At 69.9% G+C, this 21,560-nt stretch carries 20 protein-coding genes and 1 other RNA gene; 17 read left to right on the top strand and 4 right to left on the bottom strand.

Features of this window, described 5'->3' with window-relative positions; translation table 11 throughout:
• Window positions 1–24 precede the first annotated feature (24 nt).
• Window positions 25–1,884 (top strand): DUF2207 domain-containing protein, encoded by a 1,860-nt coding sequence (locus CGZ93_RS13880; protein ID WP_176451771.1) that lies wholly within the window; start codon window positions 25–27, stop codon window positions 1,882–1,884.
• A 55-nt stretch (window positions 1,885–1,939) separates the two neighbouring features.
• Here CGZ93_RS13880 and CGZ93_RS13875 read toward each other — a convergent pair whose 3' ends face one another.
• On the bottom strand, window positions 1,940–2,314 hold the full coding sequence (locus CGZ93_RS13875; protein WP_094364725.1) for an FKBP-type peptidyl-prolyl cis-trans isomerase: 375 nt from the start codon (window positions 2,312–2,314) through the stop codon (window positions 1,940–1,942).
• 112 nt (window positions 2,315–2,426) lie between these two features.
• Here CGZ93_RS13875 and CGZ93_RS13870 point away from each other — a divergent pair, with 112 nt between their 5' ends.
• The 11 genes from CGZ93_RS13870 to CGZ93_RS19550 all read left to right on the top strand — a co-directional run bounded on the left by CGZ93_RS13870 (window position 2,427) and on the right by CGZ93_RS19550 (window position 13,792).
• Window positions 2,427–3,107, top strand: a complete 681-nt coding sequence (locus tag CGZ93_RS13870; protein WP_176451770.1) for a DUF1707 and DUF4870 domain-containing protein — start codon at window positions 2,427–2,429, stop codon at window positions 3,105–3,107.
• A 52-nt stretch (window positions 3,108–3,159) separates the two neighbouring features.
• Window positions 3,160–3,528: a transfer-messenger RNA gene (gene ssrA / locus CGZ93_RS13865) on the top strand.
• Between the two features lie 691 nt (window positions 3,529–4,219).
• Window positions 4,220–4,993: a dioxygenase family protein gene (locus tag CGZ93_RS13855; protein ID WP_094364723.1), complete on the top strand. Its 774-nt coding sequence runs from the start codon at window positions 4,220–4,222 to the stop codon at window positions 4,991–4,993.
• A 23-nt stretch (window positions 4,994–5,016) separates the two neighbouring features.
• On the top strand, window positions 5,017–5,571 hold the full coding sequence (locus CGZ93_RS13850; protein WP_094364722.1) for a YqgE/AlgH family protein: 555 nt from the start codon (window positions 5,017–5,019) through the stop codon (window positions 5,569–5,571).
• A 127-nt stretch (window positions 5,572–5,698) separates the two neighbouring features.
• The gene (locus CGZ93_RS13845) at window positions 5,699–6,439 is read left to right on the top strand and encodes a hypothetical protein (RefSeq protein WP_094364721.1); all 741 of its coding nucleotides are present in this window, start codon (window positions 5,699–5,701) and stop codon (window positions 6,437–6,439) included.
• Complete coding sequence (locus CGZ93_RS13840; RefSeq protein ID WP_094364720.1) at window positions 6,439–7,671, top strand: hypothetical protein; 1,233 nt, start codon at window positions 6,439–6,441, stop codon at window positions 7,669–7,671. Before CGZ93_RS13845 ends, CGZ93_RS13840 begins: the two co-directional genes overlap by 1 nt.
• A 12-nt stretch (window positions 7,672–7,683) precedes the next feature.
• Window positions 7,684–8,712 carry a WXG100 family type VII secretion target gene (locus CGZ93_RS13835; RefSeq protein WP_094364719.1) on the top strand — a complete coding sequence of 343 codons (1,029 nt, stop codon included), beginning with the start codon at window positions 7,684–7,686 and terminating at the stop codon, window positions 8,710–8,712.
• Between the two features lie 99 nt (window positions 8,713–8,811).
• Window positions 8,812–9,510 carry an MtrAB system response regulator MtrA gene (gene mtrA, locus CGZ93_RS13830; protein ID WP_267489739.1) on the top strand — a complete coding sequence of 233 codons (699 nt, stop codon included), beginning with the start codon at window positions 8,812–8,814 and terminating at the stop codon, window positions 9,508–9,510.
• 52 nt (window positions 9,511–9,562) lie between these two features.
• The gene (gene mtrB / locus CGZ93_RS13825; RefSeq protein WP_267489738.1) at window positions 9,563–11,191 is read left to right on the top strand and encodes an MtrAB system histidine kinase MtrB; all 1,629 of its coding nucleotides are present in this window, start codon (window positions 9,563–9,565) and stop codon (window positions 11,189–11,191) included.
• Window positions 11,188–12,936, top strand: coding sequence for a GerMN domain-containing protein (locus tag CGZ93_RS13820; protein WP_094364718.1), 1,749 nt, complete (start codon window positions 11,188–11,190; stop codon window positions 12,934–12,936). The genes mtrB and CGZ93_RS13820 overlap by 4 nt, the downstream gene beginning before the upstream one ends.
• A 67-nt stretch (window positions 12,937–13,003) precedes the next feature.
• Window positions 13,004–13,792 (top strand): ComF family protein, encoded by a 789-nt coding sequence (locus CGZ93_RS19550; protein WP_094364717.1) that lies wholly within the window; start codon window positions 13,004–13,006, stop codon window positions 13,790–13,792.
• Here the strand turns inward: CGZ93_RS19550 and CGZ93_RS13810 are convergent.
• From CGZ93_RS13810 to CGZ93_RS13800, 3 genes are read right to left on the bottom strand one after another with little or no spacing between them, the layout of a single operon-like run.
• Window positions 13,682–15,442 (bottom strand): [protein-PII] uridylyltransferase family protein, encoded by a 1,761-nt coding sequence (locus CGZ93_RS13810; RefSeq protein WP_094364716.1) that lies wholly within the window; start codon window positions 15,440–15,442, stop codon window positions 13,682–13,684. The two genes, CGZ93_RS19550 and CGZ93_RS13810, sit on opposite strands and share 111 nt — an antisense overlap.
• Window positions 15,443–15,456: 14 nt before the next feature.
• Entirely contained in the window at window positions 15,457–15,795 is a 339-nt protein-coding gene (locus tag CGZ93_RS13805) for a P-II family nitrogen regulator (RefSeq protein WP_094364715.1), read from the bottom strand.
• Entirely contained in the window at window positions 15,792–17,183 is a 1,392-nt protein-coding gene (locus tag CGZ93_RS13800; protein WP_094364714.1) for an ammonium transporter, read from the bottom strand. Before CGZ93_RS13800 ends, CGZ93_RS13805 begins: the two co-directional genes overlap by 4 nt.
• 432 nt (window positions 17,184–17,615) lie before the next feature.
• On the opposite strand from CGZ93_RS13800, the gene hpf reads away from it, so the two are divergent.
• The 5 genes from hpf (at window position 17,616) to CGZ93_RS13775 (ending at window position 21,487) form a co-directional block, all read left to right on the top strand.
• Entirely contained in the window at window positions 17,616–18,251 is a 636-nt protein-coding gene (gene hpf / locus CGZ93_RS13795; protein ID WP_094364713.1) for a ribosome hibernation-promoting factor, HPF/YfiA family, read from the top strand.
• Between the two features lie 38 nt (window positions 18,252–18,289).
• Window positions 18,290–19,420 carry an aminotransferase class V-fold PLP-dependent enzyme gene (locus CGZ93_RS13790; RefSeq protein ID WP_094364712.1) on the top strand — a complete coding sequence of 377 codons (1,131 nt, stop codon included), beginning with the start codon at window positions 18,290–18,292 and terminating at the stop codon, window positions 19,418–19,420.
• Window positions 19,417–19,809 carry a PPOX class F420-dependent oxidoreductase gene (locus CGZ93_RS13785; protein WP_176451769.1) on the top strand — a complete coding sequence of 131 codons (393 nt, stop codon included), beginning with the start codon at window positions 19,417–19,419 and terminating at the stop codon, window positions 19,807–19,809. Before CGZ93_RS13790 ends, CGZ93_RS13785 begins: the two co-directional genes overlap by 4 nt.
• A gap of 9 nt (window positions 19,810–19,818) precedes the next feature.
• The gene (locus CGZ93_RS13780; protein ID WP_094364710.1) at window positions 19,819–21,018 is read left to right on the top strand and encodes a winged helix-turn-helix domain-containing protein; all 1,200 of its coding nucleotides are present in this window, start codon (window positions 19,819–19,821) and stop codon (window positions 21,016–21,018) included.
• Window positions 21,019–21,085: 67 nt separating this feature from the next.
• Window positions 21,086–21,487 (top strand): hypothetical protein, encoded by a 402-nt coding sequence (locus tag CGZ93_RS13775; RefSeq protein ID WP_094364709.1) that lies wholly within the window; start codon window positions 21,086–21,088, stop codon window positions 21,485–21,487.
• Window positions 21,488–21,560: the final 73 nt, after the last annotated feature.

Genomic DNA, 21,560 nt, shown 5'->3' with positions numbered 1-21,560 from the left:
GACCAAGGGCGGCAGGGGGACCAGATGGTGCGACGGCGTTGGCGACGACCACTCACCCTGCTCGGCCTGGTGCTGTTGCTGGGTCTGCTGGCCACCTCCGGCTGGGTGGCCGCGCCGCGGGCGTACGCCGCAGCCGGCGACTCGATCTCCAACTTCGACATCAGCTACACGGTGAACCCCGACGGGACGGTCAGGGCCACCGAGAAGATCGTCTACAACTTCGGCGGCACGGGGCGGCACGGCATCGACCGGATGTTCGTCACCCGCGAGAAGTACGACGACAAGCAGGATGCGGTCTATGAGTACGACAACTTCTCGGTGACCAGCCCGACCGGTGCACCCACCGGCATCCGCACCTCGGAGAACCGCAGCGGTTCGGACGCCAAACTTCAGGTGCGGATCGGTGACCCCAACCTGACGGTCGACCGCAGCGAGACCTACCAGATCAGCTACACAGTCCGTGGCGCGATGCGCACGTTCACCGACTACGACGAGTTCTATTGGGACAGCACCGGTTTCGACACCCAGGCGCCGATCCGGCGGGCCACCGTCACGGTGACCGTGCCCGGCGGCGCTCAGGACACCTCCTGCTTCGCCGGTCCGCCGGGCGCGAGCACCGAGTGCCAGCAGAAGTCGGTGACCGGCGCCGGGGCCGCGAGCTTCAGTCAGTCCGACCTGGCGGCCGGCAGCGGACTCACCGTCGGCGCCAAGATCCGCCCCGGACTGGTGGCGAACCCCCGGCCCATCCTGCAGGAGAACTCCGCGGCCAGCGGTCAGCGGATGGTGTACGGCGGGTTGGCCGCCACCGGAGTGAGCGCTGTCGTGGCGCCGCTGCTCGGGTGGTTGTACTGGCGGCGCAGGGGCACCGACGACCGCTATCTCGGGCTGGCCCCGGGGACCACCCCGGCGCGCGGTCAGCAGGTGCCGGTGGGGCGCAGCCCGAAGGTGAACATCCCGGTCGCGTTCTCCCCGCCGCGGATCCCGGTCGGGGAGGCCGGGCTGCTGATCGACGGGTCGATGGACGTGCAGGACACCACCGCGACGCTGATCGACCTGGCCGTCCGCGGCGCGATCAGCCTGGGCCCGGACCCGCAGCACCCCGGCGGTCGGAATTACCAGGCGACCCTGGTGGACCCGTCGGTGACCCGTGCCCCGCACGAGAACGTGCTGCTGAACGCCCTCTTCCACGGTCGACCGCCGGGCGCGGTGGCCGCGCTGGGGGCACGGGGAAGCATGGCCCGGGCGCACGAGCTGGTGTCGCGGGCGGTGCAGAATCAGGTCACCCAACGCGGCTGGTTCCGCCGGCTCTCCACCGGCAGCGGGGTCAAGCTGGGTGCCGGCTGCTTCTGGGCGGTCGCGATGATGGCGATCGGACTGTTCAGCAACGTGCTCAGCGGCGCGTTGATCGGGCTGGCGGCGCTGCTGCCGCTGGCGCCGATCGTGGCGACGGTGTTGATCGTGCGCGGGCGGATGCGCCGGGGGCAGCGCACCGCGGAGGGACGGGCGGTCTGCGACCAGGTCGAGGGGTTCCAGACCTATCTGGCCACCGCCGAGGCCAACCAGTTGCGGTTCGAGGAGGGGGAGGACATCTTCTCGAAGTATCTTCCCTGGGCGATCATGTTCGGCCTCGCCGAGCGCTGGGCCAAACTCTGCGGTGAGCTGGTTGCCGCCGGCAGGCTGCCGAACACCTCTCCGGCCTGGTACTACGGCGACTTCAGCACCTTCAACATCATCTATCTGGGCAGCGCCCTGCAGACCGCCGCGACACCAATGCCGTCGCCGAGCACCGGCAGCAGCGGCTCGGGCTTCGGCGGTGGCTCGTCATTCGGTGGCGGCGGCTTCTCCGGCGGTGGTGGCGGAGGCGGCGGGGTCGGCTCCTGGTGACCCCGCCGCCCTTCGAGACGCTCGTTCCTCGCTCGCTCAGCTCGGGGAACGAGACCTACTTGATGCCGACGAGGTCGCAGACGAAGATCAGCGTCTCACCGGGCTTGATCACCCCGCCGGCGCCCTGATCGCCGTACGCCAGCTGCGGCGGGATGACCAGCTGGCGGCGCCCGCCCACCTTCATCCCCTGGATGCCCTGGTCCCAGCCCGCGATCACGCGCTGCGCGCCGAGCGGGAAGCTCAGCGGCGTACCGCGGTTCCAGGAGGAGTCGAACTCCTCGCCCGAGGAGTACGCCACGCCCACGTAGTGCACGTGCACGGTGTCCCCGGCGCGGGCCTCGGGGCCGTCGCCCTCGCTGAGGTCGGTGATCTGCAGGTCGGTGGGCGGCGGGCCCTCGGGAAAGTCCACTTCCGGCTTCTCGTTGTTCATGCACGCGACCCTATCCAGCCACGCTGACAGATCGCCCCGGGGTGGACACTCAGGGACGGGCCCGGGGGTCACCCCATGGCGGCGAGCCGGCGAGAGGCGGAGACTTGAACACATGAGCACCGAGTTCCCGCAGTACCGCGACTACGCCGCCACCGGCACCAGCTCTCGGAGCAATTACGAGAATCCGACCGTGCCGGGTCTGGGCCTGTCCGTGTCCCCCGCCGAACGGGACCGGGCGCAGGGCTTTCTCGCCGAGGCGTACGCCGACGGCCGACTCACCGAGTTCGAGTTCGACGCCCGCTTGGAGCAGGTGCTCACCGCGAACACCCGTCGCGAGCTGAACGCAGCGTTCTATGGTCTGGTCCAGGTGCCCAGCACCAGCCAGGCGCTCGGTCTGCACCCGGCGTACCGACCCAACCTGGTCAACCAGGGCGCCGACGGGCGGACCGGTCGCGCGGCGGCGGCGATCGCGCACTTCTCGGTCTTCTTCGCCTGGATCTTCGGCCCGCTGTTCATGTGGGCCATCGCCTCCAAGGGGTCGTACGCCAAGCAGCAGGCGGCCAAGGCGTTCAACTTCCAGGTGCTCGCCTCGATCGGGTTCGTCGGCGGTGGCATCCTGACCGGGATGACCGACGGGCGTACCGACTGGATCATGGGGATCATGTGGGTGGCGTGGCTGGTGCTCACCATCATCGGCGGTGCCAAGGCGGCCAAGGGCGAGACCTGGCAGAACCCGGTCACCCGGGTGATCCCGTGGAAGCCGCTCGACGAAAAACTGCCGACGCGGCACTGACCCGGCGTGTAGACTGGGACATCCGGCCCTCAGATGCCGGGACAACTCAACAGGGGGTGATCGGTTTCGACTTGGGGCGATAGTTCCAGGAGAAGCGGGCCGAGGATCCACGGTTATCTCGTAAACGCCCCGTGGAAACCAATAAGTGCCGATTCCAAGCGCACTGACTTCGCTCTCGCTGCCTGAGCAGTGACCGAAGGGTCAGCCCGGACTAGCCTTCGGTCCGGTTCCTGGCCTCATTCAGAAGGCTTGCTCTGCTGACCTTGTTCTGGGGTCATCAGGGGACTTTCACAGAACTGGGCTCGGCTGCAACCCGCCGTTAGGAGTGCAGGAGCCAAGTAGACCGCCATAACGGCTGCGCCCGGAGAAGTCCTGAGTTCATCCTTCGAGGACCGGGGTTCGATTCCCCGCACCTCCACCCTGGGGCCCCTGCCGGTTCGCTGGCAGGGGCCTTCACCTTTTCGGGGGCCCGCTGTATGGAATCCAGGAGTCGCCGTAGCACGTGGTGCTACGCCCGGTCATGGGCGAAGTCATCAGTCAGCGTGAGTTGCGCAATGACAGCGGACGCATCATGAGCGCGCTCGACGAGGGGCGCTCCATTGTTGTCACACGGAACTCGGTTCCGGTCGGCGAACTGCGACCACTTCGCCGGCGACGCCTGGTGGATGTGCGGTTGGCGACCGAACTGTTCCGGGGTCCCCCCGGGTGGACGCTGAACAGTTCCGGCGTGATTTGGGTGCGACCGTCGACCAGTCGGTGGATCCTCGTGCCTGAGCGAGCGGCTGCGGGGCTGTTGGACACCTCTGTGGTCATCGAGCTGGATCTTCCCCGACCTGCTGATCGCGGCCACCGCGGTCGCCGAAGACCTGCCGCTGGTGACCCGGAACCCTCAGGACTTCGCCGGGCTGGACGAACTGGTGGATGTCATCGCCGTCTGAGAACTGCACGTCTCATGTGATGTGGACCCACGGGGACGTCAGCGGCCATAGCGACAATTATCCGTTTGAAGGTCCTGCGGTCTGCTGTCTGCCACGGGAAAGTGGGTGCGGCCCGAATCGCTCGTCATCGAGCGCGCCCGGGAATGAAAGTTGAAACCGAAACGTTCTCTTGGCATGACCCAGCCCGTCCTGTTCCTCTCCCACGGCGCCCCGCCGCTCGCCGACGACCCCACCTGGCCCGCCGAACTGGCGCGCTGGTCGGCCGGGCTGGAGCGCCCCGAGCAGATCCTGATGGTCTCCGCGCACTGGGAGCAGGCGCCGATCACCGTCTCCGCCACCCAGCGGCCGGTGGAGCTGACCTACGACTTCTGGGGCTTCCCGAAGCGCTACTACGACGTGCGCTACGACGCCCCGCTGGCGCCCGGGCTGGCCGACCGGGTGACCGGGCTGCTGGGTGAGGGCGTACGCCGCGACGAGCAGCGCGGACTGGACCACGGGGCGTACGTTCCGCTGGTCGAGATGTATCCCGACGCCGACGTACCGGTGCTGCAGCTGTCCCTGCCGACGCTGGCACCCACCGAGCTGTACGCGCTGGGGGAGCGGCTGGCGCCGCTGCGCGAGGAGGGCACGCTGATCATCGGGTCGGGGTTCACCACGCACAACCTGGCATGGTTCAACCCAGGTGCACCGGCCGACGCCCCCGCCCCGACCCCGTCGGTCGAGTTCGACCAGTGGGCGGCCGAGACGGTCGCCGCCGGTGACGTGGACGCCCTGCTCGACTTCCAGCACCGCGCCCCGGCGGCCCGGGCCGCGCATCCGCGGACCGAGCACTGGGCCCCGCTCTACGTCGCCCTCGGTGCCGCTGCTGCCGGCGGGTCGACGCAGAACCGGAGCACCGTGGACGGCTTCTGGTTCGGCCTGTCGAAGCGGTCCTGGCAGTTCGGCTGAACCCGCCCCGGTAGTCTTCGCGTGTGAGTCCCGTCCGCGCCGGAGACCTGCTCGTCTCCCACATCACCCTGCGCGACGGTGTGTTCGACAGCGCGGTGGTGCTGGTCCTGGACTGTGACGACTCCGGAGCCCTCGGGGTGGTGCTCAACCGTTATTCCGAGGTGGACCTCGACGCGGTGCTGCCGGGCTGGTCGGACCACGTCACCCCGCCGCAGGTGCTGTTCGACGGCGGCCCCGTCTCGCCCAACGGCGCCATCTGCCTGGCCCGGCTGGCCGGCAGCGAGGAACCGCCCGGGTGGCGCCGCGTGGTCGACGACATCGGCCTGCTGCACCTGGACACCCCGCTGGAACTGGTGGCGGGGGCGTACGCCGACCTGCGGATCTTCGCCGGCTATGCCGGGTGGTCACCCGGGCAGCTGGACGGTGAACTGGCCCGGGACTCGTGGATCGTGGCCAGGGCCACCACCGCCGACGTGTTCGGTCCCGACCAGGAGGACCTGTGGCGCCGGGTGCTGCGTCGCCAGCCGCTGGAGGCGGCGATCTATTCCACCTGGACCGACGACCCCGACGCCAACTGACGGCGATCCGGGCGCCCACGGCGCCACGGCGACAGAAGTGGAAACATCCGCTCGTTGCGCCGACGCCGAGCGGTCTCGCTGAACCAGCCACGTGTGAAACTGGATCGACCGAGCGAGAAGGGCCCCGATGACCGACTGGAACCTTGACGACGATGACGCCTGGGACGGGCTGTCGTCCCCTGCGGTCGACCCCGTGGGGGACCAGGTCGACGAACCGGAGCTGGGTGGTGACCTCGTCTCCGACGGCAGCGGGGCGGTCGCCGTGGCCGTCGACGACGAGCACCGGGTGGTCCGCGTCGTGATCTCCAACAACTGGCGCAACAAGGCCGGCCAAGGGTTGGCCGCCGCGGTCCGCGAGGCGGCGCTGCGCGCCACCGAGCCGCTCACCCTGGCCGATCCGGAGATCGCCTCCTTCTCGCTGATGACCGGGCGTACGCCAAAACCCAACGGAACGGTGCTGGACCACCCGATGAGCCAGCTCGAGGTCAACCAGCTGCTCGAGGAGACCCTGCAGACCTTCGAGCGGCTGGAGAAGCTCGACCAGCGCGGCGACGTGCGGCACCGCACCTACGACTACACGCCGGCGATCGGTCGCAGCGACAACGAGAAGGTCCGGGTCGAGCTCGACCTGCAGATGCGCCCGGACACCATCTCGATCGACCAGCCGTGGGTGGAGGGGGTGCGGGTGGAGCGCATCGTGGCCAGCCTGCAACAGGCCCTGACCCGGGCGTACGCCGAATGGCGGCCTCCGGTGGTGGTCCCGGGGGAATACGACGAGGTACGCGACCAGGCACTCGCGCTGCGCAAAAGGACGCTTCGGCCGGTGCTGATCGCCGGTGGGTGGATTTCCGAGGATGAGGAGCTGTGATGAACGAGCGGATGACGTTTCGGGCCGGGAACACCTCGATCTCGGACAAGTTCGACGACACCGACGAGGACCTCGACATCTATGAGGCGCTGATCGACCCCAACGGCGAGGGCGGCAAGGGCAAGGGCAAGGGCGGCGGTGGCGCTCCGATGATGATGCCGCCCGGCATGATGGGCGGTGCCGGGGCCGGCGGCGGTGCCGGTGGTGCGGCCGGCGGGCTCGGCGCCGGAAAGATGGGCATGGGCGCCAGCGGCATGGGTGGCGGCAGCATTGGTCCGAACTCCGGCGGCACGGCGGCTGGCGCAGGGTTGAAGGCGGACAGCCTTGGGTCTGGCGGCGCTGGTCTCGGGGGGACTCGGGCCGCGGGACTGGGATCGGGCTCGGGCGTGAAGGGCGATCTCGACGGTGACGGCATCCCCGACGACCTCGACGGTGACGGGATCCCCGACCACCTGGATTCCTCCGGGTCCGGACTGGGGTCCGATGGGCTGGGATCGCGGCCGGGCCTGGACACCAGCCGCAGCGCGATGCCCGGCCTCGACAGCAGCCGAGACCTCGGGCTGGACTCGAGTCGGAATCGTGACCTCGGATTGGACCCGAGTCGGAATCGTGACCTCGGGCTGGACCCGAGTCGCAACCGTGATCTTGGACTGGACCCCAGCCGGAACCGTGACCTCGGGCTGAACGATCGGGACAAGCTCGACCTCGACAAGGGCAAGCTCAATCCGGACGACAGCAAGCTGGATCCGACGAAGCTGGATCCCACCAAGATGGACCCCACGAAGATGGATCCGTCGAAGAACCCGTCGCTGGACCAGCCGAAGATGCCGGGTGGGCCGGGCGGCCCGTCCAGCCCCGAGATGCCGGGAGGGCCCGGTGGCCCGTCGAGTCCGAGCATGCCGGGCGGTCCGGGCGGTGCCGGTGGGGTGACCGACGTGAAGGTGAGCCTCGAGCAGCTCAAGGCGGACGCCAAGTTGTGGCGCGACTTCGCCGAGGCGTTCAAGCGCGTCGGCCAGCAGCTCAAGCAGGTCGAGCTGAAGAAGGAGGACTTCGGGTACGCCGACCAGATGTCGGACGGTTACAACAAGGTGCAGGACAAGGTGGACACCTGGGTGATCGACGGCGAGAAGACCTTCAACGACGTGGCGGACCGGCTCGAGAAGACCGCCAAGAAATATGAGCAGGGCGAGCAGGAGAACTCCGAGACCGCCAAGAACACCAAGAAGAAGTGACCGAGGAGAGCCATGCCCACCGGTGAGCAAGCGTCCTACCCGATCAAGCACTGGGAAGGGGCCGGCAAATACATCGCGGACCTCCTCAACGACGCGCTGAAGAAGAGCGGGACCAACTCCGACCAGGACAAGAAGGACCTTGACGACTCCGAATTGATGAAACACTGGAAGGAACGGGGCTCCTCCCTGCACAGCGGTGGCGACTTCCAGGTTCGGGTGTTCGACGAGAACGCCAACTGCTTCACGTCCACCAAGAAGGTCAGCTTCTGGGAACTCCCCGACGGCTGGGCCAAGTACCTGCTGGATCTCCGCAACTACCAGACGAAGGTCTGGAACGAGCTGGTCGACTGCTGGAACTCCAACTACCTGTACCACCTGAACTCGCCCAAGACCCTGTGGGACAAGGCGGAGTTGTGGAAGGAGATCAAGACCAAGGAGATGGACAACCTGAACACCGACGTCGGCAAGATGCAGCTGCAGACCAGCTGGGTCGGCTCCGGTGCCACGGCGTACGGGAACGCCATCGGCGTACAGACCCAGGCGTTCACCAAGATCACCGAGCTGGTCCAGGCTTCCGGTGGGGCGCTCAACGACGGTTCGTCGGGTCTGCAGCGCTTCTACCTGACCGTCGCCCAGTGTGCGATCCAGATGAAGTCCGAGATGGAGATGAACCAGCCGCCGACCAAGGAGGACATGGGCTATCGCACCCGGGTCGGCATCTCGGTGTTCAAGAACTGCAAGGACTACTTCGACAATGACCTGAAGGAAGGGATCCGCACCTGGTCGGGGCAGGTGGACGATGGCGTGACCAAGTTGAAGGACGCCATCGCCAACGAGCGGCCGTTCAAGGGTCAGGAGTGGCCCAAGATCGACGGCGACCTCAGTGAAATGGAGCCGGGCCCGAGCGCCCCGGGCATGCCGTCGCCGACGATGCCGACCACACCGACACCGGACACCACCACCCCGGACATGCCGGTCCAGCCCGACAACTACGGGAACACCGACATGGACGATGCGAGCTACGGAGATTCCAAGCTCTGAGTGACTTGGCGGGGGATCGGTTCGGCGCGTAATCCGGTCCGGTGAGGAACCAGTGTCTAGGATTACCGGAACTGGCCCCCACCGGAGGTGTGCACAACCGTGACCGAAGCGAAGTCCCAGGCGCGCATCCTGGTCGTCGACGACGATGCTGCGCTCGCCGAGATGCTGCAGATCGTGCTGCGCCAGGAGGGCTTCGAGACCGTGTGGTGCGGTCAGGGGGATGCCGCGCTGGGCGCCTTCCGTGACTCCCGGCCCGACCTGGTGCTGCTGGATCTGATGCTGCCCGGCCGCGGTGGGGTCGAGATCTGCACCGACATCCGCGAGGAGTCCGGCGTACCGATCGTGATGCTGACCGCCAAGTCGGACACCACCGACGTGGTGGCCGGGTTGGAGGCGGGCGCCGACGACTATGTGGCCAAGCCGTTCAAGGCCAAGGAGCTGGTCGCCCGGATCCGCACCCGCCTGCGGCGGCTGCCCGACGACACCGACACCGACACCCTGGAGATCGGCGACCTGACCATCTCGGTGTCCGGACACTCGGTGAAGCGGGACGGGCAGCCGATCCCGCTCACCCCGCTCGAGTTCGACCTGCTGCTCGCGCTGGCCCGCCGTCCCCAGCAGGTGTTCAGCCGCGAGACCCTGCTGGAGCAGGTGTGGGGCTACCGCCACGCCGCCGACACCCGCCTGGTGAACGTGCACGTGCAGCGGCTGCGCTCCAAGGTGGAGCAGGATCCCGAGCACCCCAAGATCGTGGTGACGGTCCGTGGTATCGGTTATCGGGCCGGCGAGCCTGACTGAGGGCCCCCGGGCCCGTTCGCGGCTGGGCCGGTTCCTCACCGTCCCCGCGCGGGTGTGGTGGGGGTCGTTGCCGCTGCGGGTGGTCGGTACCACGCTGCTCGCCTCGGCGATCGTGCTCGCCCTGGGCGGCTGGTTGCTGATGCAACAGGCCACCGATGGCGTACTCGCGGGAAAACGTCAGGCGTCGTTGGCCGAGGCCTCGGTCGCGGTGGAGACCGCACAGCGGCAGCTGCGCGCCGCAGACCTGAGCACCGGCTCCAGCAACGACCTGCTCACCCAGTTGACCTTCGAGGTGGCCAACCGCGGCACGCTGTCGGGGCAGTACCAGGTGATCGTGCAGGGGCCGGTCTCCGACATCCGCTCGGGCCGGGTGCTGCCCGACTCGGTGCCCGCCGAGCTGCGCGCCCGGGTGGCCCGCGAGGGCGGCAACGGGCAGCTGTGGGTGACCCCCACCGCGGTGCACTACGCTGACGGCCGCCCCAGCGAACCGGGGCTGGCGATCGGGGCGACCGTGGAGACCTCGATCTCCGCGCGCTATCCGATGTATCTGATCTTCCCGCTCACCCAGGAACGGGAGACCCTGGACGTGCTGCAGCGGGCGGCGCTGACCACCGGTGGCCTGTTGACGATCCTGCTGGCGATCATCGCCGCGCTGGTGTCGCGCCAGGTGGTGGCGCCGATCCGTGAGGCCCGGGTGCAGGCCGAGCAGATCGCCTCCGGTCACCTGGAGGACCGGATGACCGTCCGCGGTACCGACGACCTGGCCTCGCTGGCCACCTCGATGAACAACATGGCCGGCGAGCTGCACAAGCAGATCACCCAACTCGAGGAACTGTCCCGCGTCCAGCAACGCTTCGTCTCCGACGTGTCCCACGAGCTGCGGACCCCGTTGACCACGGTGCGGATGGCGGCCGAGGTGCTGCACGACGGCAAGGACGAGTTCGGTCCGCTCGAGGCGCGCTCGGCCGAGCTGTTGCACGACGAGCTGGACCGGTTCGAGTCGCTGCTGAGCGACCTGCTGGAGATCTCCCGGTTCGACGCCGGCGCGGCCGAGCTCGCCCGGGAGACCCAGGACCTGTTGCAGGTGGTGCGCAGCGAGGTCGAGGCCCAGCGCGCGTTCGCCGAGCGCAACGGCATCGAGCTGCGCGTGCACGGGGATGATCCGTGCACCGCGGAGATGGACGTGCGCCGGGTCCGCCGGATCCTGCGCAACCTGCTCAGCAACGCGATCGAGCACGGTGAGGCCCGGCCGATCGACGTGCTGGTGGCCGGGGACGACAAGGCCGTCGCCGTGGCGGTGCGCGACCACGGCGTCGGGTTCGAGGCGAGCATGGTGAAGCAGGTCTTCCACCGATTCTGGCGGGCCGATCCGGCTCGCAACCGGACCGTCGGCGGGACCGGGCTGGGGCTGTCCATCTCGATGGAGGACGCCCGACTGCACGGCGGCTGGCTGAACGCCTGGGGCCGACCCGGGCAGGGCGCCCAGTTCCGGCTCACGCTGCCCCGGACCGCCGGCGCGGTGCTGGAGATCTCCCCGCTCCCGGTGATCCCGCGGGACCTGCTCGAATCCGCCGAACGGCTGGCAGCCGAGCGCAGCGCGGCCGAGCGCGGCGCCGCCGAGCGCAGCGCCACACACCAACGCGCCGACGGAGGCGTACCCGTGCCCAAGGAGCTGCCATGAGGCGGGCCGCGGTCAGCACCGTCGTGCTGCTGGTGATGCTGGCGCTCGGCGGCTGCGTGAACATCCCCACCAGCGGGCCGGTGCTGGCCGGCGCCGGGCCGAGCCAGGGGCCCGACGTGTCGGTGGAGGTGGCGCCCGAGCCGCCCCGCCCCGGTGCCTCGCCGCGGACCATCGCCGACGGCTTCCTGCAGGCGATGGCCAGTTTTCAGCAGGGCTATCCGGTCGCGCGGGAATATCTGGCCTCCTCGGTCCGCGACGCCTGGCGTCCCGAGGACGGGGTGAGCGTGTACGCCGACGGTTACGGGGTTTCCTCGGGACCGGAGTCGGCGGTCCTGGAGGCACCGCAGGTGGGCCGGATCGGCCCCGATGGCGCCTTCCAGCATGACCAGGGCCGGCTGCGCCACGACTTCGTCATGGTCCGCGACGTCGACGGACAGTGGCGGATCTCGAACCCGCCGCGCGGGCTGCTGATCTCGCAGTATCTGTTCGGAAAGTTCTATCAGCGCAGCAACGTCTATTTCTTCGACCCGGGCTGGCGCACCCTGGTGCCGGATCCGATCTTCCTGCCGCGGGGCAACCAGACCCCGACCGCGCTGCTGCAGGCCCTCTTCCGCGGGCCGACCGACTGGCTGAAGCCGGCCGTGGTGAGCGCGGTCCCGGCGCAGGCGAAGCTCAACGTGCAGTCCGCCTTCGTGGACGACCGCGGGGTGGTCGAGGTGTCGATGAACGAGGCGGCCACCGGCCTGGCCGAGGATCAGCGGTCGCGGATGGCGGCGCAGGTGGCCTGGACCCTGGGGCAGGCGAGCGGGGTTTCCGGGGTACGCCTCAGCGTCAACGGTGTCGCCTGGGCGGTCCGCGAGCAGAACGCGGTCGGGGTGGTGCCGATCAGCGCCTTCAGCGGCTATGACCCGGTGCCGGTGTCCAGCCCCGGCTCGCTGCTCGGGGCCACCAACGACGGGGTGGTCACCGTGCTCGAGGGCGGCAACCCCGGACTCGCCCCGGTGACGGGACCGCTGGGGCGTACCAAGGGGGTGAGCGGACTCGCGGTGACCGCGACCGGGGACCGGATCGCGGTGGTCACCGAGAACGCCAGCTCGCTGCTGGTGGGCCAGTCCAACGACACCCCGCTGGAGCCGCTGATCACCGACGGCCAGCAGATCCTGCGCCCGCAATACGTGACCGCCCGCGAGCAGGAGCTGTGGACGGTGCTGGAGGGACCCCTGCGGCAGCAGGCCTGGCTGCGTGTCGGCGGTCAGGTGCGTCAGGTGCCCCTGCTCGGCTTCGAGGGCACCCGGGTGAGCGCCTTCCGGATCTCGCCCGACGGCACCCGGATGGCGGTGATCCGGGTCCGCGGCGGCGTCTCCGAGCTGGGGTTGGTGCGGATCAACCGGGCGCAGCCCGAGGTGACCATCGACGGCTGGCGGCCCGTCTCGCTGACCGACAACATGCAGCCGGCGCCCGCGCGGCTGGTGGATGTCACCTGGGAGGACGCCGCCACCTTGCTGGTGCTCGGGGCCGAGGACGACAAGAAGCCGGTGAAACCGTTCCGGGTCGACCAGTCGGCGGCCACCGTCACCGAGATCGGTCAACCCGACAACTGGCAGGCCACCAGTCTGGCCGGCACCCCGCGCCGGGTCGGCACCCGGGCGGTGGTGGTAGGCCGGAACGGCGCCTGGCGCTACGAGGACGACTATCGCTGGCCGCTACTGGTCCGCGACCTGCAGGTGGCGGCGTACACGGGCTGAATTCAGCCCTCGGCGAACAAGCGCACCGCGGGTGAACGATTCCGGAATTGCTCGCCATGGTGCAGGTGTGACCGGCATCATCCACGCCGCCGCCGACCTGCTGCTCGGCGGGCGCTGTCCGGGCTGCGGTACGCCCGGGTGGCGACTGTGCGCCCCCTGCCGCGGCGTGCTCGGCGCACCGGTGCCGGGGTTCGTACGCCGCGATCCGAGCCCTCCGCTGTTCCCGGTCACCGTGGCCGGGGCCGACTACGAGCCGATCCTGCGCCGGGTGCTCACCGCCTTCAAGGAGGATCAGGTGTTGTCGGCGGGGCCGCTGCTCGGGCAACGGCTGGGGCTGGCGGTGGCGGTGCTGCTGGCCCGGCAGGGGCGGGCGGGCGAGGTCTATCAGCTGGTCCCGATGCCCTCGGTCGCCGCGGCGATCCGCCGGCGCGGCCTGGACTGTACGCGGGCGCTGGCCCGGACCGCCGCCCGGTTCCTGGCCGGGCACGCGGGACTGCGGGTGCCGGTGGCCGCGCTGCTGCGGCACCGGGGCGCGGTCATCGACCAGGCCGGGCTGGCTGCGGCCGAACGCTGGCAGAACCTGGCCGGGGCACTGGTGGCGCGGGCCGGACCACCGGGGCGTACCGCCATCCTGGTCGACGACGTGACCACCACCGGCGCCACCTTGGCCGAGGCACACCGGGCCCTGCTGGCCGCCGGGGTGCCGGTGCTGGGGGCGGCGGTCGTCGCGGCGACGGTACGCCGCTCACCCGGCCGCGGCGCGCTGGCGATCGAGCAGGGCGGTGGTGCGCCGCATCAGGTCCCGGACGAGGCTGGCCCGGCCGCTGCTCCAGGTCCGAGATCCCGCGGCCCGTGAGTCGGCCTCGCTGAGCGCCGCCAGCAGTTGCAGGGTGTCCGGGTCGTTGCCGACGCGACGGCCCAGCTGGGCGGCCGTGGCCGGATCGGTGGTGTCACGGCCGGTGGCCAGGGCCATCAGGGTCAGGTGCTCGGCCACCAGCAGCTCCAGGGTGCGGGCGTCGGGACCGCTGAAGCCGAGCTCGCTGGCGATCCGGCGAATCATCCGGGCACCGTCGACACAGTGGTCGTCCACCCCGGGCCGCTTGCCGATGTCGTGCAGCAGGGCGGCGACCAGCAGCAGGTCGGGACGGCTCACCCGTTCGGTCAGCTTCTGCGCCTCGAGGACGGTCTCCAGGCTGTGCCGGTCGACCGTGTGCCGGTGCAGCGGGTTGCGCTGCGGTCGGTCGCGGATTCCAGCCCAGGCGGGGATCCAGCGATCCACCACGCCGGCCAGGTCGAGGGTGTTCCAGGTCTGCAACAGCTCCGGGCCACCCAGCAGCTCGACCAGCAGCCCCCGCGCCGGTTCGGGCCAGGGCGTCGTCGGCGCCGGTTGCTCGGCCAGCCGGCGGGCCGTGGCGGGGGAGAGCGGCAGCGCCTGGGTGGCCGACAGCGCCGCGGCGCGCAGCGGCAGCAGGGAGGCGTCCTCGGGCCCGCCGCCGCGAACCGGGCCCAGCACCAGCTCGCCGTCGTGGGCGTATAGACCCGGGTGCAGCGGACGCAGCTCCGGGCGCCGCGGACCGCGGCGCGACAGCCGGGCTCGCTGGGACTGCCCGGCCCGACGCAGGGTGGCGTCGATGGCCGCCGAGATCTGCCGGGCCGCGGCGCCGACCCGAGTCAGCAGCTCGTCGGCGTCGGCGAGCCCGAGCCGGTGGGCCACCTCGTCCTGGTCGCCCAGGGTGAGCAGGTTGCGCGGGCGTCGGGTGACCAGCTGCAGGGTGTCGCGGACGTCCAGCAGGAAGTGGTACGCCCCATCGACGGCTCCGTGCGGCCGGTCGGTCAGCCAGGAGGTGGTCATCGCCCGCAGCACCGACATGTCGCGCAGGCCGCCCTTGGCCTCCTTGAGGTCGGGCTCGAGCAACTGGGCGAGTTCGCCGAACAGTTCGTGCCGCTCGCGCACCTGATCGAGCAGTTCCGGGAGCCGCTTGCGGGCGTTCGCGCGCCAGTCCTCGGCCAGCTGCCTCACCGCCCGGCGGACCAGCTCAGCGTCCCCGGCGACGGGGGACAGGTCGAGCATCGCCCCGGCCACGTTCAGGTCGGCGGCGGCAACCTGTCGGCACTGCTGCAGCGAACGCACCGAGTGATCCAGCGCGATGCCGGAGTCCCAGATCGGATACCAGAGCCGCTCGGCGACCTCGGCCACGCGCTGCCGGTCGGCGCCCTTGTCGTGCAGCACCACCAGGTCGAGGTCGCTCAACGGGCCGGACTCGCCCCGGGCCAGCGAACCGGTGCAGGCGAGGGCGACCCCGTCGTCGGGTGCATCGGCGGCCCGCCACAGATCGAGCAGCCAGTGCACGGTGGCCCGGCCCAGCCCGGCCCGCAGGCGTACGCCGGCGTCCGCGGTCGGCGTACCCGGAACCGGGGCGCCCGGGGCGGAGTTGCCCCGGGCGCCGGTGCTGGTGCGGAGCCGAAGCACGTCCGCCAGGGCGAGACGGTCGTCGGCGTTGGTCACGGGTCCTCCCGGGTTCAGAGTGCGGCCGCGCCGCGCTCGCCGGTGCGGACCCGGACGACGTCGTCGACGGGCACGGACCAGACCTTGCCGTCGCCGATCTTGCCGGTCTGGGCCTGCTTGATGATCAGGTTCATCACGCTGCCGGCGTCCTCGTCCTCGACCAGCACCTCCAGGCGGACCTTGGGCACGAAATCGATCTCGTACTCGGCCCCCCGATAGACCTCGCTGTGTCCGCGCTGGCGGCCATAGCCCGAGGCCTCCGAGACGGTCATCCCGGTGATGCCGAAGGCCTCCAGGGCCTGCTTCACCGACTCGAGCTGGTGCGGCTTGATGATGGCGGTGATGAGTTTCACTTCACGTTCTCCTTGCTCGCTGCGTCGATCGACTCGGCCCGCGGGGGACCGGTCGGTGCGGTGGCCTGGCTGAAGGCGCCCCGGCCCAACCGGCCGCCCATCGGGTTCAGGTCATAGCCGGTCTCGGCGTGGGCGGCCTGGTCGATCCCTTCGGCCTCCACGTCGGCGGTGGCCCGCAGACCCATGATCGCCTTCAGCAGCAGGGCGATCAGCAGGCTGACCACGAAGGAATAGAGCAGCACCGCGAACGCGCCCACGGCCTGGCGCCAGAGCTGGTCCAGCCCGCCGCCGTGGAACAGCCCGTTCACCCGCTCGCCCTCGTCGGTGCCGACCTGCACCGAACCGTTGGCGAACAGGCCGATCAGCAGGGTGCCGACCAGGCCACCGACCAGGTGTACGCCGACCACGTCGAGCGAGTCGTCATAGCCGAAGCGGTATTTGAGGCCGACAGCCAGGGCGCAGGCGACGCCGGCGATGACGCCGATCAGCACCGCGCCGATCACGTCCACCGTGGCGCAGGCGGGGGTGATGGCGACCAGTCCCGCGACGATGCCAGAGGCGGCACCCAGCGAGGTGGGGTGGCCGTCGCGGAACTTCTCGGTGATCAGCCAGCCGATCATCGCCGCGGCGGTGGCGGCCAGGGTGTTCACCCAGGCGACCGCGGCGGTGCCGTTGGCGCCGAGGGCGGAGCCGGCGTTGAACCCGAACCAGCCGAACCAGAGCAGGGCGGCACCGAGCATCACCAGGGTCAGGTTGTGCGGGCGCATCGGGTCCTTGCCGAAACCGATCCGCCTGCCCAGGACCAGGGCCAGCGCGAGGGCGGCGGCGCCGGCGTTGATGTGGATGGCGGTGCCGCCGGCGAAGTCGACCGCCTTGATCGTGTTGGCGATCCAGCCGCCGACCACCGAACCGTCATCGCTGGAGAAGGCGAACACCCAGTGCGCCGCCGGGAAATAGACCAGCACGGCCCAGGCGATGGAGAAGGCGAGCCAGGCGCCGAACTTCATCCGGTCGGCGACCGCGCCGGAGATCAGGGCCACCGCGATGATCGCGAAGGCGGCCTGGAAGCCGACGAAGGCGAGGGCGGGGATCAGGTGCCCCTCGGAGCCGGAGGTGGCCTCGGCCAGCCCCTTCAGTCCGACGAACTCGAGCGGGTTGCCGATGATGCCCAGTCCGCCGACCGAATTGCCGAAGGCCATCGAATAGCCGAAGAGCACCCAGGTGACCCCGATGGTGCCCATGGTGACCACGCTCATCATGATCATGTTGAGGACGCTCTTGGCGCGGACCATGCCGCCGTAGAAGAACGCGAGACCGGGGGTCATCAACAGCACCAACGCGGCGCTGATCAGGACCCAGGCGGTGTCGCCGGTGTTGATGTCTGTCATGGCGACAACTCTCACCGGCCGCTGTTTCGTCGGAGTTGTTGCGGTGTTACGGCTCTGTCACCGTGTCGAGCGCCGTGTTTCGGTCTCGTTTCGGCGTACGCCGCAGACGTGCCGTCCTGCTCACACCCCGTGAGCAGGACCACACACGCGATGCACTCTTGATCTCGGTGGGCGATCAAGACTGCACAGCCTGGCGCGACCCCCTCGGGGTGCGGGCGAGGACCGCAACGAGCATGCAAAACCCGCCGCGGGGGCGCTTGGCGAAGGGCCCAGCAAACCAATGCGGCAAACCAAAGTGTTCTGTCGGTGAATCGCTGGTAAACGGCACGCGGTGCGGCTAGCGTGGAGGTATGGCACCGAAGCGCCACCGGCCCGCTCAGCGGGACCGGTAGGGGCGCGATCGGTGCCTTTTTCCATCTAGAGGAGGTTGCAATGGACGTCTCGGTGACTGGCCGACACTGCCATGTCTCGGATGATTTCCGCTCGCACGTGCTGGAGCGGATGTCCACCATCGAAAAGCTGTCGGAGAAGGTGATTCGCGTCGAGGTCCAGGTCTCGGCGTACGGAAACAAGCGCCAGCCGAGCGAATCGGCGCGCTGTGAGATCACCCTGCGTGGCAAGGGCCCGGTGGTGCGTGCGGAAGCGGCGGCGCAGGAGAAGCTGGCTGCTTTCGAACAGGCGCTGGAAAAACTGCGTTCCCAGTTGCGCAAGGCGGCCGACCGCAAGAAGGTCCATCGAGGCAATCACACCCCCAAGTCGCTGCGCGATGCCGCTCTGCAGGTTCCGCCGCTCGAGACCGAGTCGGAGCCCGAGGAGAACCAGACCCGGACGGTCGCCGGGATCCAGGTCACCGGTGACGGGCCGCTGGTGGTCCGGGAGAAGGAGCACAGCAGTGCTCCGATGACCCTGGAGCGGGCGTTGGAGGAGATGGAGCTGGTGGGCCACGACTTCTTCCTGTTCGTGGACGCCGGCAGCGGCAAGCCGAGCGTGGTCTATCGCCGCAAGGCCTATGACTACGGCGTGATCCGGATCGACGTCACCGAGTCAGAGGCGGTGCGCAGCGCCTGAGGGTACGCCGGTGGGCCGCCGGGAATAGGGTGGCGGGCATGGAACTGCCCCGCACAGACATCGATCCCGACGGCCTGCTGGAATTCTCGGTGGTATTCACCGATCGGTCGCTGAACCACATGTCGGCCCGGTTCGTGGCCGCGATGCAGCAGCTGATCGCGATCCTGCAGGACACCTACCACGCCGACACGGTGGCCGTGGTGCCCGGCGGCGGCTCCTATGGCATGGAGTCGGTGGTCCGCCAGCTCGCCCACGACAGGCGCTGCCTGGTGCTGCGCAACGGGTTCTTCTCCTATCGCTGGTCTCAGATCATCGACGCCGGCCGGATCACCGACCAGCACCAGGTGCTGAAGGCACGCCCCGTCACCGACCAGCCCAGGGCCGGGTTCGAACCGGCGCCGATCGAGCAGGTCGAGCAGGCCATCGCCGAGCAGCGCCCCGAGCTGATGTTCGCCCCGCACGTCGAGACCGCCTCGGGAATCCTGCTCACCGACGACTACCTGCGCCGCGTCGCCGAGGCCGTCCACGCTGTCGGCGGACTGTTCGTTCTCGACTGCGTCGCCTCCGGACCGCTCTGGGTGGACATGACCGAGGTCGGGGTGGACGTGCTGCTCTCGGCCCCACAGAAGGGGTGGTCGGGTACGCCGTGCGCCGGCTATGTGATGCTCAACGAGCGCGCCCGCGAAGCCGTGCAGCAGAGCAGCTCCTCCAGCTTCGCCAACGACCTGAAGAAGTGGCTCTCCATCACCGAGGGCTACCGCGACGGCAAGCACGGCTATCACGCGACCATGCCCACCGACTCGCTGCTGCACAACGCGCAGGTGATGCAGGAGACCGTCGACGCGGGGCTGGAGCGGCTGACCGAGCGCCAGCGCGAGCTCGGCACCCGGGTGCGCGAGCTGCTCGCCGAGCACGGGTTCGCCTCCGTCGCCGCCGAGGGCTGGCAGGCGCCGACCGTGGTGGTGGCCTACACCGACGACCCGGACCTGGCCACCGGGAAGAAGTTCGTCGCCGCCGGTGTCCAGGCCGCCGCGGGCGTACCGCTGATGGTCGACGAGCCCGCCGACTATCGCGCCTTCCGACTCGGACTGTTCGGGCTGGACAAGTGGGCCGACGTGGACGCGACCGTGGACCGGCTGTCGGCGGCACTGGATACGCTGCGCGGGTGAGGATCGCCGACGAGCAGTTCGTCCTGCTGACCACTTTCAAGAAGGACGGCACCCCGGTGGCCACACCGGTCTGGATCGCGGCCCTGCCCGACGGCCGGGCCGCGTTCACCACCTCGACCAGCACCTGGAAGACCAAGCGGTTGCGCCGTGACCCCAGGGTGACCGTGCAGCCGTGCAGTCGCACCGGTACGCCGAGACCGGGCTCGGCGGAGATCGTCGGCACCGGCCAGGTGGTCACCGCCGGTCCCGACCTGACCGCGGCCCGCCGGGCGATCCGCAAGAAGTACGGCATCCAGGTGCCGATCATCTTCGGGGTGCAGGCCATCATCTCCCGGTTCAGCAACCGCTTCGGCCGCAACGACGCCGCCGTGCTGCTCACCCTGCCCTGACCAGCCCTCATGACCACCACGCTGCGGATCGCGCAGGCCCGCCGGATTGCCATCGCCGCCCAGGGCCTGGCGGCGCCGCGCCCCGACGCGGTCACGATGCGCCAGGTGCAGCAGGTGATCAACCAGCTCGGTCAGTTCCAGATCGACTCGATCAACGTGGTCGCCCGGGCGCACCAGTTCCCGCTGTATTCGCGGCTGGGGGCGTACGACCCCGCACTGCTGGAGCGCGCCGCCCACCGGGCCCCGCGCCGACTCTTCGAATACTGGGGGCACGCCGCCAGCCTGATCGACGTCACCCTGGCCCCGGCGCTGCGCTTCCGGATGGAGCGGGCCGCTGATGAGGCGTGGGGTGGGATCCGGCGGATGCAGGCCGAGCAGCCCGGCCTGGTGGAGCGGGTGTACACCGACATCGCCGCCGCCCCGCGGCCGATCACCGCCCGCCAGCTCGAGCACGACGAGGTACGCCGCCGCGACCACTGGGGCTGGAACTGGTCGGAGGTGAAGACCGCCTGCGAATGGCTGTTCTGGTGCGGCCGGATCACCGCCGCGCACCGCAACAGCCAGTTCGAGCGCGCGTTCGCGCTGCCAGAGAAGGTGCTGCCCGCCGCGGTCGTCGCGGCCCCCACCCCGAGCGTGGCCGACTCGCACCTGTTCCTGGTACGCCGGGCCGCGACCGCGCTCGGGGTCGCCAGCCTCGGCTGCCTGGCCGACTATTTCCGGCTCTCGGTCGCCGAAACGAGACAGGCGGTCAGCACCCTGGTCGAGTGGGGGGAGTTGCAACCGGTGACCGTCGCCGGCTGGGGGCCGGCCTACCTGTGGCACGGCGCTCGCCGCCCGCGCACCGTGGCCGCCCGCGCCCTGCTCAGCCCGTTCGACTCGATGGTGTTCGAACGCAAACGGTTGGCCGGGCTGTTCGGCTTCGACTACCGGATCGAGATCTATGTGCCCGAGCCGAAGCGGCGCTTCGGCTACTACGTCTATCCGTTCCTGCTGGGCGAGGAGTTCGTCGCCCGGGTCGACCTGAAGGCGGATCGGGCGGCGGGGGAGTTGGTCGTGCAGTCCGCCTGGCTGGAGGCCGGCCACGACGGCACGCGCGTGGCGCGGGAGTTGGCCGCCGAGCTGGCCGAGCTGGCCGGCTGGCTCGGGCTCGGCGCGATCCGGGCGGTGCCTCGTGGTGACCTGGCCGACGAGCTGCGCAGGCACCTGTGAGCAGTGCGGTTCGTCACCGACCATAGACTCTGGGCCTCCCCGACCGGATCGATCAGGAGGTACGACGATGGCCCGCAGCAGCGACGACGAGTTCGACCCGACCGCCGACGACGGCTCCTTCGAGACCCTGGACCCCGACGACCTGGTCGACCCCGATGACGTCGACGACCCGGGCGCCGACGAGGACGACATCGAGCCCGGCTCCGAGGGCGCGTACGGCACCGGTGTGGAGGGGGCCGACCAGATCCTGGAGGACGAGCGGGTCCGCACCTCCGGTGAGGAGATCAACGAGTGGGCCGATTTCGGCGGCGAGTTCGGACAAGACGACTCGGCGGCCGCCGAACAGGGCAACCGGGACCAGGACGAGATGGTCTCCGAGGGCGACGACCCGCTGGAGGTCGATCAGCTGAGCGGCGACGCCTGGAACGTGGACGCCCTGGGTGACGGCGACGGTCCCACCGGCCGCTGAGCCGTCGCCCTGCAGGGTTGGGCCCGACCCCCTACGATGGGGAAGGCTGCCGCCAGCGGGCGGCGTACGGATG

The sequence above is a fragment of the Enemella dayhoffiae genome (assembly GCF_002250625.1).
Classification (GTDB): domain Bacteria; phylum Actinomycetota; class Actinomycetes; order Propionibacteriales; family Propionibacteriaceae; genus Enemella; species Enemella dayhoffiae.
This window is presented reverse-complemented; position numbering and strand designations above follow the sequence as displayed.

Excerpts from the sequence above, each read along its gene's own strand:
- CGZ93_RS13880 (WP_176451771.1), top strand. The coding sequence starts at position 25 with ATGGTGCGACGGCGTTGGCGACGACCACTCACCCTGCTCGGCCTGGTG.
- CGZ93_RS13875 (WP_094364725.1), bottom strand. The coding sequence starts at position 2,314 with ATGAACAACGAGAAGCCGGAAGTGGACTTTCCCGAGGGCCCGCCGCCC.
- CGZ93_RS13870 (WP_176451770.1), top strand. The coding sequence starts at position 2,427 with ATGAGCACCGAGTTCCCGCAGTACCGCGACTACGCCGCCACCGGCACC.
- CGZ93_RS13855 (WP_094364723.1), top strand. The coding sequence starts at position 4,220 with ATGACCCAGCCCGTCCTGTTCCTCTCCCACGGCGCCCCGCCGCTCGCC.
- CGZ93_RS13845 (WP_094364721.1), top strand. The coding sequence starts at position 5,699 with ATGACCGACTGGAACCTTGACGACGATGACGCCTGGGACGGGCTGTCG.
- CGZ93_RS13840 (WP_094364720.1), top strand. The coding sequence starts at position 6,439 with ATGAACGAGCGGATGACGTTTCGGGCCGGGAACACCTCGATCTCGGAC.
- CGZ93_RS13835 (WP_094364719.1), top strand. The coding sequence starts at position 7,684 with ATGCCCACCGGTGAGCAAGCGTCCTACCCGATCAAGCACTGGGAAGGG.
- CGZ93_RS13820 (WP_094364718.1), top strand. The coding sequence starts at position 11,188 with ATGAGGCGGGCCGCGGTCAGCACCGTCGTGCTGCTGGTGATGCTGGCG.
- CGZ93_RS13800 (WP_094364714.1), bottom strand. The coding sequence starts at position 17,183 with ATGACAGACATCAACACCGGCGACACCGCCTGGGTCCTGATCAGCGCC.
- hpf (WP_094364713.1), top strand. The coding sequence starts at position 17,616 with ATGGACGTCTCGGTGACTGGCCGACACTGCCATGTCTCGGATGATTTC.
- CGZ93_RS13790 (WP_094364712.1), top strand. The coding sequence starts at position 18,290 with ATGGAACTGCCCCGCACAGACATCGATCCCGACGGCCTGCTGGAATTC.
- CGZ93_RS13780 (WP_094364710.1), top strand. The coding sequence starts at position 19,819 with ATGACCACCACGCTGCGGATCGCGCAGGCCCGCCGGATTGCCATCGCC.
- CGZ93_RS13775 (WP_094364709.1), top strand. The coding sequence starts at position 21,086 with ATGGCCCGCAGCAGCGACGACGAGTTCGACCCGACCGCCGACGACGGC.